This is a genomic window from Pseudomonas sp. GM60, from assembly GCF_000282415.1.
Lineage (GTDB): Bacteria > Pseudomonadota > Gammaproteobacteria > Pseudomonadales > Pseudomonadaceae > Aquipseudomonas > Aquipseudomonas migulae.
Map to the genome: position 1 here is coordinate 14,239 of NZ_AKJI01000092.1, position 16,890 is coordinate 31,128.

Annotated in this window: 15 protein-coding genes; 6 read left to right on the forward strand and 9 right to left on the reverse strand. The window is 59.5% G+C overall.

Translation table 11 applies throughout. From position 1 onward, the window contains the following. Nucleotides 1-110 precede the first annotated feature (110 nt). The 5 genes from PMI32_RS07470 to PMI32_RS07450 all read left to right on the forward strand — a co-directional run bounded on the left by PMI32_RS07470 (nucleotide 111) and on the right by PMI32_RS07450 (nucleotide 4,229). Nucleotides 111-920, forward strand: a complete 810-nt coding sequence (locus PMI32_RS07470; protein ID WP_008032494.1) for a MetQ/NlpA family ABC transporter substrate-binding protein — start codon at nucleotides 111-113, stop codon at nucleotides 918-920. A gap of 2 nt (nucleotides 921-922) precedes the next feature. Next, complete coding sequence (locus PMI32_RS07465) at nucleotides 923-2,044, forward strand: methionine ABC transporter ATP-binding protein (protein ID WP_008032497.1); 1,122 nt, start codon at nucleotides 923-925, stop codon at nucleotides 2,042-2,044. After that, the gene (locus PMI32_RS07460; protein WP_008032501.1) at nucleotides 2,034-2,678 is read left to right on the forward strand and encodes a methionine ABC transporter permease; all 645 of its coding nucleotides are present in this window, start codon (nucleotides 2,034-2,036) and stop codon (nucleotides 2,676-2,678) included. The genes PMI32_RS07465 and PMI32_RS07460 overlap by 11 nt, the downstream gene beginning before the upstream one ends. 383 nt (nucleotides 2,679-3,061) lie before the next feature. Beyond that, nucleotides 3,062-3,427: a DUF6124 family protein gene (locus tag PMI32_RS07455; RefSeq protein WP_008032502.1), complete on the forward strand. Its 366-nt coding sequence runs from the start codon at nucleotides 3,062-3,064 to the stop codon at nucleotides 3,425-3,427. A 172-nt stretch (nucleotides 3,428-3,599) separates the two neighbouring features. Then, nucleotides 3,600-4,229, forward strand: coding sequence for a class I SAM-dependent methyltransferase (locus tag PMI32_RS07450; protein WP_008032504.1), 630 nt, complete (start codon nucleotides 3,600-3,602; stop codon nucleotides 4,227-4,229). Between the two features lie 114 nt (nucleotides 4,230-4,343). Here the strand turns inward: PMI32_RS07450 and PMI32_RS07445 are convergent, their stop codons facing one another. The 3 genes from PMI32_RS07445 to PMI32_RS07435 are packed head-to-tail and all read right to left on the reverse strand — an operon-like array spanning nucleotide 4,344 to nucleotide 9,561. Beyond that, the gene (locus tag PMI32_RS07445) at nucleotides 4,344-7,397 is read right to left on the reverse strand and encodes an efflux RND transporter permease subunit (RefSeq protein WP_008032505.1); all 3,054 of its coding nucleotides are present in this window, start codon (nucleotides 7,395-7,397) and stop codon (nucleotides 4,344-4,346) included. Continuing rightward, entirely contained in the window at nucleotides 7,394-8,461 is a 1,068-nt protein-coding gene (locus PMI32_RS07440; protein ID WP_008032507.1) for an efflux RND transporter periplasmic adaptor subunit, read from the reverse strand. The genes PMI32_RS07445 and PMI32_RS07440 overlap by 4 nt, the downstream gene beginning before the upstream one ends. Beyond that, nucleotides 8,458-9,561, reverse strand: a complete 1,104-nt coding sequence (locus tag PMI32_RS07435; RefSeq protein WP_008032509.1) for an efflux RND transporter periplasmic adaptor subunit — start codon at nucleotides 9,559-9,561, stop codon at nucleotides 8,458-8,460. The genes PMI32_RS07440 and PMI32_RS07435 overlap by 4 nt, the downstream gene beginning before the upstream one ends. Nucleotides 9,562-9,809: 248 nt before the next feature. On the opposite strand from PMI32_RS07435, the gene PMI32_RS07430 reads away from it, so the two are divergent. Continuing rightward, nucleotides 9,810-11,006 (forward strand): AAA family ATPase, encoded by a 1,197-nt coding sequence (locus PMI32_RS07430; RefSeq protein WP_008032511.1) that lies wholly within the window; start codon nucleotides 9,810-9,812, stop codon nucleotides 11,004-11,006. 22 nt (nucleotides 11,007-11,028) lie between these two features. Here the strand turns inward: PMI32_RS07430 and PMI32_RS29995 are convergent, their stop codons facing one another. From PMI32_RS29995 to PMI32_RS07405, 6 genes are all read right to left on the reverse strand, one after another. Further along, on the reverse strand, nucleotides 11,029-12,018 hold the full coding sequence (locus tag PMI32_RS29995; protein ID WP_008032514.1) for an RHS repeat-associated core domain-containing protein: 990 nt from the start codon (nucleotides 12,016-12,018) through the stop codon (nucleotides 11,029-11,031). 234 nt (nucleotides 12,019-12,252) lie between these two features. Beyond that, nucleotides 12,253-13,134, reverse strand: coding sequence for a transporter substrate-binding domain-containing protein (locus PMI32_RS07425; RefSeq protein WP_008032516.1), 882 nt, complete (start codon nucleotides 13,132-13,134; stop codon nucleotides 12,253-12,255). Then, complete coding sequence (locus tag PMI32_RS07420; RefSeq protein ID WP_008032517.1) at nucleotides 13,131-13,913, reverse strand: amino acid ABC transporter ATP-binding protein; 783 nt, start codon at nucleotides 13,911-13,913, stop codon at nucleotides 13,131-13,133. The genes PMI32_RS07425 and PMI32_RS07420 overlap by 4 nt, the downstream gene beginning before the upstream one ends. Then, on the reverse strand, nucleotides 13,910-14,569 hold the full coding sequence (locus tag PMI32_RS07415) for an amino acid ABC transporter permease (RefSeq protein ID WP_008032518.1): 660 nt from the start codon (nucleotides 14,567-14,569) through the stop codon (nucleotides 13,910-13,912). The genes PMI32_RS07420 and PMI32_RS07415 overlap by 4 nt, the downstream gene beginning before the upstream one ends. Then, entirely contained in the window at nucleotides 14,550-15,215 is a 666-nt protein-coding gene (locus PMI32_RS07410; protein WP_008032519.1) for an amino acid ABC transporter permease, read from the reverse strand. Before PMI32_RS07410 ends, PMI32_RS07415 begins: the two co-directional genes overlap by 20 nt. A 602-nt stretch (nucleotides 15,216-15,817) precedes the next feature. Beyond that, complete coding sequence (locus PMI32_RS07405) at nucleotides 15,818-16,600, reverse strand: MetQ/NlpA family ABC transporter substrate-binding protein (RefSeq protein WP_008032521.1); 783 nt, start codon at nucleotides 16,598-16,600, stop codon at nucleotides 15,818-15,820. Between the last annotated feature and the right edge of the window lie 290 nt (nucleotides 16,601-16,890).

Consider the following 16,890-nt stretch of genomic DNA (forward strand, 5'->3'; position numbering starts at 1 on the left):
GCAAGCTTCGCTCCTACAGGGGCACTGCAATCCCCTGTAGGAGCGAGGCTTGCCCGCGAAGAGGCCCGTCCAAACACCCAAAACTTATGCACTGACTGGAAAAAAACATCATGACCAAGAACTACCTCTCTCACCCAGTCAAAGCACTGGCCCTGGCCCTCGGCCTCTTCAGCTCCATCACCTTCGCCGCCGACGCGCCGCTGAAAGTCGGCACCACCGCCGCCTTCGCCATCCCGCTGGAAGCCGCCGTCGCAGAAGCCAACAAACAAGGCCTGAAAGTCGAACTCGTCGAGTTCACCGACTGGATCGCGCCCAACGTCAGCCTCGCCGCCGGCGACATCGACGTGAACTACTTCCAGCACGTGCCGTTCCTGGAAAACGCCAAGGCTGCCGCCGGTTTTGACCTGGTGCCGTTCGCGCCGGGCATCATCAACAACGTCGGCCTCTACTCGAAGAAATACAAAAGCTTCGACGAACTGCCGGAAGGCGCCAGCGTCGCCATCGCCAACGACCCGATCAACAGCGGTCGCGGCCTGCAACTGCTGGCCAAGGCCGGCCTGATCACGCTCAAGCCAGGCGTCGGCTACAAGGCTACCGAAGAAGACATCATCGCCAACCCGAAGAAGATCAAAATCCTGCAAGTCGAAGCGGTGCAACTGGTGCGCGCCTATGACGACGCCGATCTGGTGCAGGGCTACCCGGCTTACATCCGCCTGGCGAAGACATTCGATGCCGGTTCCGCGCTGCTGTTCGACGGCCTCGATCACAAGGAATACGTGATCCAGTTCGTGATCCAGCCGAAAAACAAAGCCGACCCGCGCCTGATCAAATTCGTCGACATCTACCAGCATTCGCCAGCCGTTCGCGCAGCGTTGGATAAGGCCCACGGCAAACTCTATCAAGCCGGTTGGGAAAGCTGAGAATGACGGCCGCGATCCAACGGCGACTGGATATTCCAGAGCCTCAGCAAGCTAAACAGACCGAACTGCACCCCGACCTGAACCGTGCTCACGTGCGCTTCATCGGCCTGGGCAAAACCTACAACGGTCAGCAAGGTCCGGTGGCGGCGCTGCACGGCATAGACCTGGCCATCCAGCGCGGTGAAGTGTTCGGCATCATCGGCCGCAGCGGCGCCGGCAAGTCGTCGCTGATCCGCACCATCAACCGCCTCGAACAACCCAGCACCGGGCGCGTGTTGATCGATCAAGTGGACATCGGCGAGTTCGACGAAGACCGCCTGGTGGCGCTGCGTCGGCGCATCGGCATGATCTTCCAGCACTTCAACCTGATGTCGGCCAAGACGGTTTGGCAGAACGTCGAGTTGCCGCTGAAAGTCGCTGGCGTGCCCAAGGAAAAACGCGAGCAGAAAGTTCGTGAACTACTGGAACTGGTCGGCCTGCAAGAGAAGCACAAGGCCTACCCGGCGCAGCTTTCCGGCGGGCAGAAACAGCGCGTCGGCATCGCCCGCGCGCTGGTGCACGACCCGGAGATTCTGTTGTGCGACGAAGCCACTTCGGCGCTGGACCCGGAGACCACGCAATCGATCCTCGGCCTGCTGCGCGAGATCAATCAGCGCCTGGGCCTGACCATCGTGCTGATCACTCACGAGATGGCGGTGATCCGCGACATCTGCGACCGCGTCGTGGTGTTGGAGCATGGCCGCATCGTCGAGCAAGGCCCGGTGTGGGAAGTGTTCGGCAACCCGCAGCATGAGGTCAGCAAAACCTTACTGGCGCCGTTGCAACACGCGTTGCCGCAGGAGCTGCAAAGTCGTCTCCAGGCGCAACCACAGTCGTCCGACGCCGCCGTAGTCCTGCGTTTGCAATTCACCGGCAGCGCCACCGACGAACCGGATCTGGCAGCGCTGTTCGCCGCCCTCGGCGGTCGCGTGCGCTTGCTGCAAGGTGGCGTGGAACGGATTCAGGGCCATGCGCTGGGGCAATTGCTGCTGGCGGTGACCGGCTCGTCGCTGGGCGCGGAAGAACTGCGTCAACGCGCTAGCAACTGGGCGCAACAGGTGGAGGTGCTGGGTTATGTGGTTTGATCGGTTGCTACAAGGCTTCATCGACACGTTTTTGATGGTTGGCGTGTCGTCATTGATTGCGCTGCTGGCGGGGATTCCGCTGGCGGTGATTCTGGTCACCAGCTCCAAGGGCGGGATCTACGAAGCACCGGCGCTGAACCGCGCCTTGGGTGGGTTCGTGAACCTGTTTCGCTCGATTCCTTTTTTGATTTTGATGGTGGCGTTGATTCCGTTTACCCGGCTCATCGTCGGCACCACTTATGGTGTCTGGGCCGCTGTAGTGCCGCTGACGATTGCGGCCACGCCGTTCTTTGCGCGCATCGCGGAAGTCAGTTTGCGGGAAGTGGATTACGGCTTGATCGAGGCCGCGCAAGCGATGGGATGCCGACGTTGGCACATCGTTTGGCATGTGCTGTTGCCTGAAGCGTTGCCGGGGATTGTCGGTGGTTTCACGATCACCTTGGTGACCATGATCAACTCGTCGGCCATGGCCGGGGCGATTGGTGCGGGTGGGTTGGGGGACATTGCGTATCGGTATGGGTATCAGCGGTTTGATAGCCAGATCATGTTGACAGTGATTGTGTTGCTGGTGGTGTTGGTGGCGGTGATTCAGTTGGGTGGGGATCGGTTGGCTCGGGGGTTGAACAAGCGCTGAATCAAGGTTAGCTGTAGGAAATCCACTACAAATCTGGAAGTTTTCCCACAGAGAAATCAGCACTCCTACAAGGCCAATCCCTTTCATTTGCAGGACGTTTCCTAGATGATTCCGCACGCTTGCGCCTGGTAAATCCGCTGGCTAGTCTCGGTCCGTCACTGCTCATCAGTGATCGGGATTAGTAGCCCGGATCGATAGGTGCATAGCGTGTTCATGATCATGTCTGGCAATTTGCCGGATGCTGAATATGGTGGCTGTGCGTGGGGCACCTTTGGGTGCGCCGGTTTGCCTATTGACCGGTCTACTAACCTGCGCGCAGCCGCCACCCATCGTTTTAGTAGGCGAAAAGTGGCGGCTCCCATGCATCAATAGGAGCAACACAAGTGAAAAAACCAGTCCCCGATCCACCTCCCGAAACCTCAAGCAAAGACAACGACGATCCGCTTAAAGGACGTTCAGCGCTTTACCATGCAATTGATTTTTACCTCACCCGCGAACATACCGGCGCACCGGATGAACTGCGCTTCTACAACGTCAGCCAGGACGTGAACTTCGAGGACACGCAACTCTATGTCGCCGACCTTCTGCGCTGCGCCTCGGTGACCGCCTATCGGTGTGGCGATCAACTGAAAGGTGCCGACAGGGCCATGGTGTTCTCTATTTGGCATTTGCTGGAAATTGCCAAGGCAATGGTTGACCGGTCCATTGAGTGTTTGGGGATGAAGCACACCGGAAACCGGCCTGAATAATCGGTCGACAGTTAAATCGCCTTCGCGGGCAAGCCTCGCTCCTACAGGGTTCGCGTGATCTTCTGGACGGTGTGAAACCTGTAGGAGCGAGGCTTGCCCGCGAATGGCTGCGAAGCAGCCCCGAACCTGATGGCGTATATTCGGCGAATCCCAATTGCCTGCGCAGCCCGCCATGAAACAAACCCCAGACGACCTTGAGAAAATCACCTCCACCACACTCGGTCATTACAACTCGGTGGCCGAAGGTTTTCGCGAAGGGACGCGTGATCACGATGTCAGCCAGAACATTGATGCGCTGCTGCGGCATATTCAGGGTGAGGCGCCCTTCGACATCCTCGACTTTGGCTGCGGGCCGGGCCGGGATTTGCAGACGTTCACGCGCATGGGCCACACCGCGGTCGGCCTCGACGGTTCGGAAAAGTTTGCGCAAATGGCGCGTGAAGACAGTGGTTGCGAGGTGTGGCAGCAGGATTTTCTGAAGCTTGATTTGCCGACTGAACGCTTTGACGGGATTTTTGCCAACGCGGTGCTGTTTCACATTCCGCGTCAGGAATTGCCACGGGTGTTGAAGGAATTGCGCGGGGCGTTGAGGCCGGGTGGGGTGTTGTTCAGTTCCAATCCGCGTGGTGAGAATCAGGAGGGGTGGAATGGGCCGCGGTATGGGGCTTATCACGATCTTCTGGCGTGGCAGGGTTTGCTGGCCGCGGCGGGGTTTGTGGAGTTGGAGCATTACTACCGGCCGGCGGGGCTACCTCGGGAGCAGCAGCCTTGGTTGGCGAGTGTCTGGCGTAAGCCGGTGTAGGCAGGTCGGACGCCATCGCTGGCAAGCCAGCTCCTACAGTAGACCGAGTTGTCCTGATGGACGCGATCCCCTGTAGGAGCTGGCTTGCCAGCGATGAGCGCGCAGCGCTCGACCTTAATGCGCCTCTTTTTTCGGCTCGCGAATCTTGTACCAGGCCACATACAGCGCCGGCAAAAACAGCAGTGTCAGCAACGTCGCGATGATGATGCCGCCGATCATCGCGTAGGCCATCGGCCCCCAGAACACTTCCCGGGCAATCGGGATCATCCCCAGGCTCGCCGCCGCAGCCGTCAGCAGAATCGGCCGGCGACGGTGTTCCGTGGCTTGCGCCACCGCATCCCACGGCGACAGCCCCTCTTTCTCCAGGGCATCGATCTGGGTCACCAGAATCACCGAGTTGCGGATGATGATGCCGATCAGCGCCAGAATCCCCAGGATCGCCACGAAGCCCATCGGCGTGCCGGTGGGAATCAGCGCCAGCACCACGCCGATCAGGCCTAGCGGCGCGACGCTCGCCACCAGGAACAGCTTCTGCACACTGTGCAGCTGGATCATCAAGAAGGTCGCCATCAGGAACAGCATCAACGGCACCACCTTGGCAATCGGCCCTTGGGCCTTGCCGCTTTCCTCAACCGTACCGCCCGTGGCGACCTTGTAGCCCACCGGCAAAGCGGCGGCGAATTTGTCGATCTCCGGCTTCAGTTGCTTGACCAGATCGGTCGGCTGAATCTCGTCGCGCACCGCAGCCTTGATGGTGATGGTCGGCTTGCGGTCGCGGCGCCACACCAGCGGCTGCTCCAGTTCATAACGCACGGTGGCGAAAGCCAGCAGCGGGATCGAGGTGCCGCTGGGCGTGACGATCTGCAGGTTCTGCAACGTTTCCGGCGTACCGCGCTCGGCATCCACCGCGCGGCCCACGACGTTGATCAGGTAGATATCGTCATCGACCTGTGTCACCGGCGCACCGACGACGATGCTGTTCATCAGGTTGGCCACGTCTTCCGACGACAACCCCAGTTGCCGCACCTTGTCCTGGGCGATGTCGATGCGCAGGACTTTGCCCGGCTCGTTCCAGTCGTAAATGATCTCCCCGATGTGCGAGTTCTTGTCCAGCTCGGTGGCCAAGGCGATGGCGTGTTTGCGCACCTGGTCGATGTCCTTGCCGCTGACCCGGTACTGGATCGGCCGCCCGACAGGCGGGCCCATTTCCAGCGCCTGCACATAACTGCCGATGCCGACAAAATCCTTGCGCAAGCGTTCGCGCAAACGCTGACTCAGGGCTTCTCGCGATTCCAGGCCCTTGCTGACGATGACCAATTGCGCGTAGTACGGGTTTTGCAATTGCTGGTCGAGCGGCAGGTAGAAACGGATCGCGCCTTCGCCGATGTAGGTGCTCCAGCGCACGATGTCCGGGTCGTCCTTGAGCGTTGCTTCGAGCTTGTCGACGGCTTTGCGGGTTTCGGCAATCGAAGCGTTTTGCGGCAGGTTCAGGTCGACGAGAATCTCCGGCCGGTCCGAGGACGGGAAGAACTGGTTCTGCACGAACTGCATGGAAAACACCGACGCCACGAACAAGGCAATGGTGATGCCGATGGCCCACCAGCGATTGCGCATGGACCAGAGCATGCCGTAATTGAAGGCGCGACCGATGCGTCCAGGTTCTTCATCGTGAGGTTTCACGTTGGCGCTGAGGATGTGTACGCCGATCACCGGCGCAAACAACACCGCGACAACCCACGACACCAGCATCGCTACGGCAATCACCGCGAACAGCGTAAAGGTGTACTCGCCCGCAGAACTGGCGTTCAGGCCGATCGGTACAAAACCGGCCACCGTCACCAGCGTACCGGTGAGCATCGGGAACGCGGTCGAGGTGTAGGCGAACGTGGCCGCCTGCTCCTTGGTTTCACCCATCTCCAGCCGGGTGACCATCATCTCGACCGTGATCATCGCGTCGTCCACCAGCAGGCCGAGGGCGATGATCAGCGCGCCGAGGGAAATCCGCTGCATGGTGATGCCGCTGTATTCCATGAAGACGAAGACCATCGCCAGTACCAGCGGAATAGAACACGCCACAACTAACCCGGCGCGCACGCCGAGGCTGACGAAGCTGACCACCAGCACGATCACCACCGCTTCGAACAGCGCGCTGGTGAAGCCGCCAACGGCTTTTTCCACTACGGCGGCCTGATCGGAAACGTTGTACACACCGACGCCCACCGGCAAATCGGCGGTCAGGTCGATCATGCGCTGGTGCAGCGCCTTGCCGAAATCCTGAATGTTGCCGCCCTTCTTCATGGCAATGGCCAGGCCGATGGCCGGATGGCCGTTGTAGCGAAACTCCGGGGTCGCCGGGTCGACATAACCCCGACTGATGTCGGCAATGTCGGCCAGGCGATAGAAGCGATCGTTGAGCCGCAGGTTGACGTTTTCCAGGTCTTTCTCGGACGCGAACTGCCCGGTGGTGCGAATGGAAATCCGCTCGGGACCGGCTTCAATGACCCCGGCCGGCGTCACGGCGTTTTGCGATTGCAGGCTATCCACGACCTGACGCTGATCGATCCCCAGCGCCGCCAGTTTGCGGGTTGAGAAGTTCAGGTAGAGCACTTCATCCTGCTCGCCGACCATCTCGACCTTGCCCAGCCCCGGTACTTCACGAATCTCGGCGCGAACCTGCTCGACGTAATCGCGCAACTGGCGCATCGACAAGCCGTCAGCGGTAAAGGCGTACACCGAACCGAACACATCACCGAATTCGTCGTTGAACCCAGGCCCTTGCAGGCCCTTGGGGAACTGGCCGCGAATGTCGTTGATCTTCTTGCGCACCTGGTACCAGATTTCCGGAATGTCCTTGGCGCTGGTGGTGTCGCGCAGGTTCACGAAGACCGTGGACTCACCGGGCCGTGTATAGCTTTTCACATAGTCGAGGGAATCGAGTTCTTCGAGCTTTTTCTCGATGCGGTCGGTGACCTGCTTGAGGGTTTCTTCCTGGGTCGCACCCGGCCAGCTGGACTGGATGACCATGGTCTTGATGGTGAACGACGGGTCTTCCTCGCGGCCGAGGTTCATGTACGAGAACACGCCCATCAGCAGCGCGATGAACATCAAATACCAGACAAACGACTGATGCTTGAGGGCCCATTCGGATAAGTTGAAACTCCCTTTCATTGTGGGCTGTCCTCATCGATTTTCACTTTCTGCCCAGGCTTCAGGCTGTTCACACCGGCACTCACGACACGCTCGCCGGACTTCACGCCGCTGGCCAGGACCATGGTGGAATCGGTGCGGCTGATCAGGCTGATGTCACGCGGGGAAACGGTTTGGGTCTGAGGGTCGATGACCCAGATTCGCGATTTGCCATCAACCTCTTGCAGCGCGGTCAGGGGCAACTCGATTCGTGGCTTGATCGCGGAGCTGAGGGTGACGCTGATTGCCGTGCCCAGGCGAAAACCCGGCGGTGTGTCGGTCAGGGTCAGGCGGGCGCGCCGGGTGCGGGTAGCGCTCTGGGCCTGGGGTTCGATTTCGCGGACGATGGCGGTGGTGGTGATGTTCGGTTCCAGTTGCACGGCGACCTGAAACACTACGTCCGCAGGCAACTGATCCACCAGCGTGTCGGGCAGGTCGATTACCGCTTCCTTGATGTCCGGCTGCGCCAGGGTCACCACTTGCTGGCCGGCGGTCACCACTTGCCCGGCTTCGGCGTTCCACGCGGTGACGATGGCTTTGTGGTCGGTGCGCAACTCGACATAATCGAGTTGGTCCTTGGCCTGATCGACCGCCGCCTTCGCTTGATCGAGGGAAGCCTGAGTGGTTTTCAGATCGGTCTGGGCGATGTCCAGTTGCGCCTGCGCACCGACCCCGCGATCGAACAGCTCCTGTTGACGCCGGGCGTTGGCCTGGGCGTTGATCAGTTGTGCCTGAACCTTCGCCAGATCGCCCTGAGCCGAGCGCAGCTGGTTTTGCTGATCGGTGGGATCGAGGGTCGCGAGCAAGGCGCCCTTCTCGACCTCGGCGCCGACATCGACGTTGCGACTGGCGATGCGCCCCGGTACGCGGAAGCCGACATTGGTTTCGTATCGGGCCTGGATGCTGCCGGCGAAGCGGCCGAGACTCTCCTCGCCCAGCGCCTGGACCTTGATCGACAGCACCGGACGCACCGGCTCTGGCGGCGGTTCTTCTTTCGAGCAGGCCACCAGCAGCATTCCGGCGAACACCAGCAACACGCGCTTCATGGCTGGGCTCCCGCAGCTAAATCCTTGTAGGTGTTTTCGGCGATTTCCACTTTGACGCCGGGGTGCAGCAACTGACCGCCGGCAATGACGACTTTTTCGCCGCCCTTCAGGCCATCGCTGATAATGACTTTGCCGGTCAGGTAACGACCCACCGTCACCGTGTGCAATTGCGCCTTGCCCTCGTCATCCACCAGCCACACGGCCGGTTCGCTGAGGTTTTTGGTCAGTGCCGACCATGGCAGTTCGATTGCGGATTTGCTCGGTGTCTTCGCCGTGCCGCTGATCACCGAGCCAAGCTGCATGCCTTCCGGCAGACCGTTAAGGGTGACCTTGACCTGCACCGTACCGGTCTGCGCGGAAACGGCCGGGGTGACTTCCCGAACCGTGCCCGTGGTCTTGATGGCCGGGTTATCGAGCAAGCTCACCACAATCGTTTTGCCCTCAGGATCCTCTGTCAGCAGCGACTCGTAGACGTTGAACACCGCGTCGCGCTCACCGTCGCGCGCCAGGCTGAAAATCGGCATCGTGGCCTGCACCACCTGGCCGACTTCGGCCTGCCGGGCAGTGATCACTCCCGGCGCGTCGGCGATCAGCGCGGTGTAACTCAGTTGCTCACGGGCGTTGGCCAGTTGCGCCTGGGCAGCCGTCAGCGCGCTCTGGCTGCTGCGCAATGCGGCCTGGGCAGAGTCGAACTCGCTTTGACTGGTGTAGCCCTTGGGCAGGAGTTTTTGTTGGCGGACGAAGGCGGCGGCGGCCTGTTTGACCCGCGCCTGCTCGGCGACGACCTGTGCCTGGGCCGAGTCGACATTGGTTTGCAGGTCTTTTGGGTCGAGCCTGGCGAGCACTTGCTTGGCCGACACCCGGTCACCGACATCGACCGAGCGCTGGATGATCTTGCCACCGACACGGAACGACAGCTCTGTCTGGACGCGCGCCTGAACATCACCGGTGAGGGTCACGGACGCGGCGTAATTCGCGGCGTTGACGACTTGCACGAACACCCGCGGACGATCCTTTTCGACCTGGGGTTTTTCCCCGCAAGCCCCCAGCAGGACAAGAAGACTCAGGCCAACCACTCTTTTCAATCCGGGACCAGCCATGCAGACTCCTTTGCGTCGTACGAACGTGCCAATGGCGATACGACTGTGAGCTTAGAACAGGGTTCAACAGGTGCACAGGTTTGCTGCACTCTCTGTAGGAGCGAGCCTGCTCGCGAAGCGGATCAACATTCAATTTCTCTTTTTCTGACACACCGCCTTCGCGAGCAGGCTCGCTCCTACAGGGGGATCTCAGTGTTTTCGATAATGAGGCAAACTGACGGACCACGCAGTGCAGCAGGAAGCTTCCCATGCTCAAAACCCTCGCGGTGGCCAATTACCGCTCGATCAATAAACTGGTGATTCCACTGGGTCGTCTGAACCTGATCACCGGACCGAACGGCAGTGGCAAATCCAACCTCTACCGCGCGTTGCGCCTGTTGGCGGAAACCGCTCAGGGCGGCGTGGTCAATGCGTTGGCCCGCGAAGGCGGCCTGGATTCGACCTTCTGGGCGGGACCTGAAACCATCACCCGGCGCATGCGCAACGGCGAAGTGCCGATCGAGGCGACCGTTCGCCACGGCGTCAAACGCCTGCGCCTGGGGTTTGCCGGGGACGACTTCGGTTACTCGATCAGCCTGGGGCTGCCCGATTCCAACGGTCATTTCATGTTGCCCGGGCACAGCACCCCCATTGCGTCACGGTTCAGCCTCGATCCGCAAATCAAGCGTGAATGCCTGTGGGCCGGGGCGCATTATCGTCCGGCGAGCCTGCTGGTGGATCGCGACGGCCCGATGATCCGCACCCGAGCCAACCGCAGCTGGGACGTGCTGGCTCAGCACACGCCGACTTTCGACAGCCTGTTCGATCAGGTTGGCAGCTTGCGGACCTCGCCGGAGGTGCTGGAGATGCGTGAGTTCATCCGCCGCTGGCGCTTCTACGATCACTTTCGCAGCGACGCCGACGCGCCGGTGCGTCAGCCACAGCTGGGCACCCGCACCCCGGTGCTGCACCACGACGGAAGAGACCTGGCGGCGGCGTTGCAGACCATTATCGAGATTGGCGACCCCGAAGCTTTGCGCAACGCCATCAGCGATGCATTTCCCGGTGCGCGTCTGCATATCGAGCCGCTGGCGGGAGGCCGCTTCGCCATCGAGTTTTATCAGGAAGGGTTATTGCGGCCGTTGTCGGCGGCGGAGTTGTCCGATGGGACGTTGCGCTACTTGCTGTTGGTGGCGGCGCTGCTGACACCGCGCCCACCGACACTGATGGTGCTGAACGAACCGGAAACCAGCCTGCACCCGGACCTGTTGCCGGCGTTGGCGCGCTTGATTATCCGCGCGTCGGAGCAGTGTCAGGTGTGGGTGGTGTCCCATGCCCGGCGGTTGATTTCGGCGCTACAGGAAGATCCCGAGTGCAATTGCATCGTGCTGGAGAAAAATCTGGGCCAGACCGGGATTGTCGGGCAGCGGATGCTGGATGAGCCGGCGTGGTATTGGCCGGATTGAGTGGCCGAGTGTATGTGCGGATCTAAAAGGTACGGCGGCGAAAATGAGAGAGCGGATCTGACCGCGCATTACTTTGAGGGTTTCTATACGGTTTTGGTTTTCTTCCGCTGTGGGCAAATATCACGGCTTCAGCTCTGTTTATCTTGTAAGCACGAGAGCTGTAAGACACTGAAGTAGCTGTAGCCGCAAAGGACAATGCGCTAAAAACGGCCATTGCGATGAGCAGAGGATCCAAAGCGGAATTATCCGGATCCGTGGCAGACACTGTGGATCTCGCCACCCCCGCCACAGCCCCCGCTAATCCCGTCGCAGCCCCCGTCATACCTGCATACCTGGCTGTTTTCGAGAACGATGCAGAAGCCGGCTTACCATTGATTTTTGAACTTTTGATAGAGAGCCTTGCCGAGAAAAGCCCAACCCCACTCGAAACAAGACTCAGGACTGACAAGGCAACGAACAGCCATGGTTGCCAGTCTTTCGCGGCGGCCCGTCCCGTCGGATCACTGAAATTCACCGGATCCCCCAGACAATACGCGTACGGATTCAACCCTCCCCGCGCAAATGGACTCAGCCGGTCCGGGCTATTGAAGCGCCTCAATACCGGGTTGAACGCTCGATGACCTTTGCCCAGCAAATAATGACCGGTAAATGGGTCAACTGCTTCGCCGGTAAACCCAAGGAGACTGCCGGAATCACTATCAACCCATCGGTTGCCGTACGGCGCATAGACTTGTGGTATCGACCCGGCAGCATCGGTGACGTGCAAGACCGAACGTTGCCGATCAGTGCTCAGCATCCGATTGTGAATGCCATTGCCCTGACGCGATTGCAGTACCAACAATTGGCTTTCGTGCTGGAACACGCTCTTGCTGGAGGTTCTCTGCAGCTCAGTCACCAGATGGTCTCGTCGGTAAAACCGCTGCACCCTTTCCTGCCCCGAACGTTCAATGGCAACCAACTGATCCAGAGCGTCGTAGCGGTAGCGACACACCGTGGATTTTAACGCGCTCATCCAGGCTACCCTCCCCGTGAAGTGCTTAGCTTGCACCCGAAATGGAGTTCGTACACCTAGCAAAACTGCTAGGTGTGTCGACGTGGTATTGGCCGGATTGAACGACGACCGATCAACCGAATCGCGAGCAGGCTCGCTCCCACAGTTGACCGCGTTGCCCCAACGGACAAGGTCTAATGTGGGAGCGGGCTTGCTCGCGAAGACGATCGAAAGATCAACGCATCTTTCAGAACATCACCCCTGCCACTTCCCACCCTCGACAATCACGCTCTCAGGCTTGGTGTCATCGCTCAATTCCTTGCGCACATATTGGTCGTACAGTTTGAGCAAGTACTTCTCCTCACCCAGCTTCGCCAACTCGGCGTTCACCCAGTCACGCAGCTCGATATTGCCCTTCTTCACCGCCGGTGCAATCGGCGCTTCTGCACCGAGTTTCTGATCCAGCACGCGGTAGCCAGGGTTCTGCTTGGCCCAGCTGAACAGCACCAGATTGTCCTGCGCATACGCATCGCCACGACCGTTGGCCAGGGCTTGCAGGGACTCGGAGTTTTTCTCGAACTTCAGCAGTTTCCAGTCCGGGTGATTCTTGGTCAGCCAGATATCCGCCGTGGTGCCGGTGGTGACGATGGTGGTGCGGGTCGCCAGGTCATCGAGGCTTTTCACTTCGCTGGCCTGTGGCACCAATGCCTGTACTGCGACTTTCAGGTTTGGATTGGTGAAGTCCACCGCTTCCTTGCGCTCCGGGGTCACGGTCATGTTGGCCAGGATCAGGTCGACCTTGTCACTTTGCAGGAACGGAATCCGGCTCGCCGGTTCCACCGCGACGAATTCGACCTTGTTTTCATCGCCGAGCAGATCCTTGGCAAATTGGCGGCCGATGTCAGTATCGAACCCAACGTAACGCCCCGCTTCATTGACGAAACCAAACGGCGGTTTGTCAGTGAAAACGCCGACGATCAACTTGTCCCGCGCCTTGATTTTGTCCAGGTAGCTGGCCGGCGCAGTGCTTTCGCTGGCCACTTTCGGCTTCGCGGGTTCTTCGGTTTTGTTGCAGCCGGCCAGCAACGCGAGGCCGAGCAACGGGAGTAACAGTAGAGAAGACTTGGCAGTTTTCATGGCAGTTCCAGTTCCTTTGTTTGAGTCGTTTTGGGTAGTGCGGCGACGTAGGAGAACTTCTCCAGGAACTGCTGCGCTCGTGCGGTTTGCGGGTTCGTAAAGAAAATCTCGGGAGGGTTTTGCTCAAGGATTCGCCCGGCATCCATGAACACGATGCGGTCAGCCACGGCGCGGGCAAACGCCATTTCGTGGGTGACGATCAACAGCGTCATACCTTCGCGGGCCAGGCCCTGAATGACTTCCAGCACTTCCTTGACCATTTCCGGGTCGAGGGCGGCGGTGACTTCATCGAACAACATGACCTTGGGGTTCATGCACAACGAACGGACGATGGCGATGCGTTGCTGCTGGCCGCCAGAGAGCTGGCGAGGAAAGGCGTCGCGCTTGTCCGAGAGGCCCACGCGCGCCAGCAAGGTTTCGGCCTGATCCCGGGCTTCGCGGCGTTCGCGTTTTTGCACCTTGACCGGGCCGAGCAGCAGGTTGTCGAGCACGCTCATGTGCGGGAACAGGTGATAGCTCTGGAACACCATGCCGATCTGCTGGCGCACTTCGCGCCAGTCGGTGCCTTTATCCAGCAACTCTCGGCCGGCAAATGTCAGGCTGCCGCTGTGCGCAACTTCGAGCCCGTTGAGGCAACGCAACAGGGTACTTTTACCGCAGCCGCTGGGGCCGAGGATGACGATCACTTCGCCTGATTTCACCTTCAGGTCGATGCCGTCGAGCACTTGTTGCTCGCCGAAAAACTTGTTGAAACCCTTGAACTCGATCAATGCGCTCATGCTTGCGTCCAGCGCCGCTCCAGCACGCGCGAGGCGGCCGAGAGCGGGTAGCAGATGAAAAAGAAAAACAGAAACAGCGCGCCGTAGATCAGCACCGATTCGTAGGTGCGTTCGATGATCTGCTGGCCGACCTTGATCACGTCCACCACGCCGATCAGCACCGCCAGGGAGCTGGTCTTGATGATCCGCGTGTAGACGTTGATGGTCGGCGGGGTCATGCGTCTCAACGCCTGGGGCAGCAGCACGTAGCCGTAGAGTTGCGGGCCGTTCAAGCCGATCGACAGGCCCGCTTCACGCTGGCCGCGTGGCAACGAATGCAAGGCGCCGCGCACCACTTCACCGACCTCGCTGGCGCCCCACAGCGACAGCACCAGCACCGCGCACCAGAAGCTCGGAATGCTCAGGCCGAAGAAAATCGGCAGACCGAAAAACAGCAGGTACAACCAGACCAATACCGGGATCGCCCGGAACAGCTCCAGATACACGCGCAAAATCGCGTTCAGCCATTTCGAGTTCAGCGTACGCAAAACGCCGTAAAGCACACCGCCGACGGTGCTGATGGCGATACTCAGGAAAGAGATCGACAGGGTTTGCGCAGCGCCCTTGCCCAATTGCGGCAACGACACCCACAGCAACTCAAGACCCGAACTGGCCATGCTGGAGCCTCCTTTCCAGACGGCTGAGCAGCAACGACAGCGGCAAAAACAGCAGCACGCAAATCAGCGTCAGCACGGCGAGCATTTCGTAGGTTTTGTAGTAGAGCGCGATGTAGCTTTTGGTGGTGTAGAGAATTTCCGGAACCGCTACGGCCGAGACCACGGTGGTCTCTTTGAGCAGGAAAATGAAATTGGCGAACAGCGACGGCAGGCTGAGGATGCCGGCCTGCGGCAGGATCACGTAGCGCAGCAATTGCCCGTGGGACAAGCCGATGGAGCGACCGGATTCGAGCTGCGCCTGGGGCACCGCATCCACCCCGGCGCGCAGCACTTCCGTGAGGTAAGCGCCGCCCAGGAACGTCATGGTGATAATCGCCGCCGTGAAGCCTGACACCTTGATGCCCAGCGCCGGCAAGGCGAAATACACGAAGAACAGTTGAATGAGCAGCGGCGTGTTGCGCGCCAGTTCTACGTACAACCCGACCAGGCGTTGCAGGTAAGGCGTGCGGAACACCAGGATCGTTGCGTTGATCAAGGCCACCAGCAGCGAGGTGCCGATGGCGATGAAGCCGACCTGCAGCGTCACGCCCACGGCCTTGAGAAACGCCGGCAGGGTGCTGAGGATAAAAGCGTAATCGAAATTCATTGAACATCCTGGACGCCGCTCGGTAAGCGACGGTGGCGCAGTCCATGGGCGGTGGATAACCTCCCGGCAGGCACCGACTTTAAAGGCATAAGAACCTGAATTTAAATACCGTTAAAGCATATTGATATCACGCAAAAAACTATCCGGTGAATTTGCCGAGAAGGGGGAAGACGACTATTTTCCTTTTCGCTGTAGGAAGGATCTTTTTTTCGGAATAGCCCTCCAAGGACGCACAGCTTTTGGCCAGACTCCCGGCCGAACCATCACAAGGAAGAGAACATGGCTGACGTAAAAGTACCGCAACGGCTTGATCCGCAAGACATCGTGAAGCTGCTGGTGGCGTTGCGCAGGGCGTTGAAGGCCAGGGCGGCCTAAGCCTTCGGCACACGCCTATCCCCTGTAGGAGCGAGGCTTGCCCGCGAAGGCGTCCGGCCTGATACACCGCGTTGTCTGAATCGCCAGCAAGCTGGCTCCTACAAGAGTGCCGCCTTTGTGAGCAGGCTCGCTCCTACATTTGGAATGTGCACGCGCAATAAAAAACGCCGACGCTATTGCTAGCCGTCGGCGTTCGAAACCTTGAAGGGGTTTGATGCTGCGTCCAATCAGAACGCCGGCAGTACTGCGCCGCTGTATTTCTTGGCGATGAAGGCTTTCACTTCCGGGCTGGTCAACGCCTTGGCCAGTTTCTGGATAGCTACGCTGTCCTTGTTGTCTGGACGAGCCACCAGGAAGTTCACGTAAGGCGAATCAGCACCTTCGATCACCAGCGCATCTTTAGCCGGGTTCAGACCTGCTTCCAGCGCGTAGTTGGTGTTGATCAGGTCCAGGTCAACCTGGTCCAGAACGCGCGGCAACATGGCCGATTCCAGTTCCTTGAACTTGAAGTTGTGCGGGTTCTTGGCGATGTCTTTCGGAGTAGCCAAAGCGTTTTTCGGGTCTTTCAACTCGATCAGGCCAGCCTTCTGCAACAGCAGCAGAGCACGACCGCTGTTGCTGCCTTCGTTCGGCAGAGCGATGGTCGCGCCGTTTGGCAGGTCAGCCAGTTTTTTGTACTTCTTCGAGTAGCCACCGAACGGTTCAACGTGAACGCCGATCACGGTCACCAGGTTGGTGCCTTTGCCTTCGTTGAAGTTTTTCAGGTACGGCAGGGTCTGGAAGTAGTTGGCGTCCAGACGCTTCTGGTCAACCTGTACGTTTGGCTGAACGTAGTCGGTGAACACTTTGATTTCCAGGTCCACGCCTTCTTTGGCGAGGGTTGGCTTGATCAGTTCCAGAATCTCGGCGTGTGGGACCGGGGTCGCCGCAACTACCAGTTTCTCGCCAGCCTGGGCCAGGCCCGCGGTCAGGGCAGCCGCCAATGCGGTGAACAACAGAACCTTTTTCATGCAGTGTCCTTATCGAAAATCACGGTCGTCATCGACGACGGCTTGTTTAGTACGAGTGCCAGTGAAGTGCTATCGCTGGCGTGAAGCGGACAATACCGGGATTTTTTATTCCCGAACAATATCTTTTATTCACTTTCATATTCCATTTTGTTCATACAGCTCTAACTCACGTGTTGGCTGCATTTCGCCGCACTCACCTGTAGGAGCTGGCTTGCCGGCGATGGCGTCTTTACTGGTACACCGCGTTGCCTGGATCGCCAGCAAGCTGGCTCCTACAAGAGCTCGGTGTG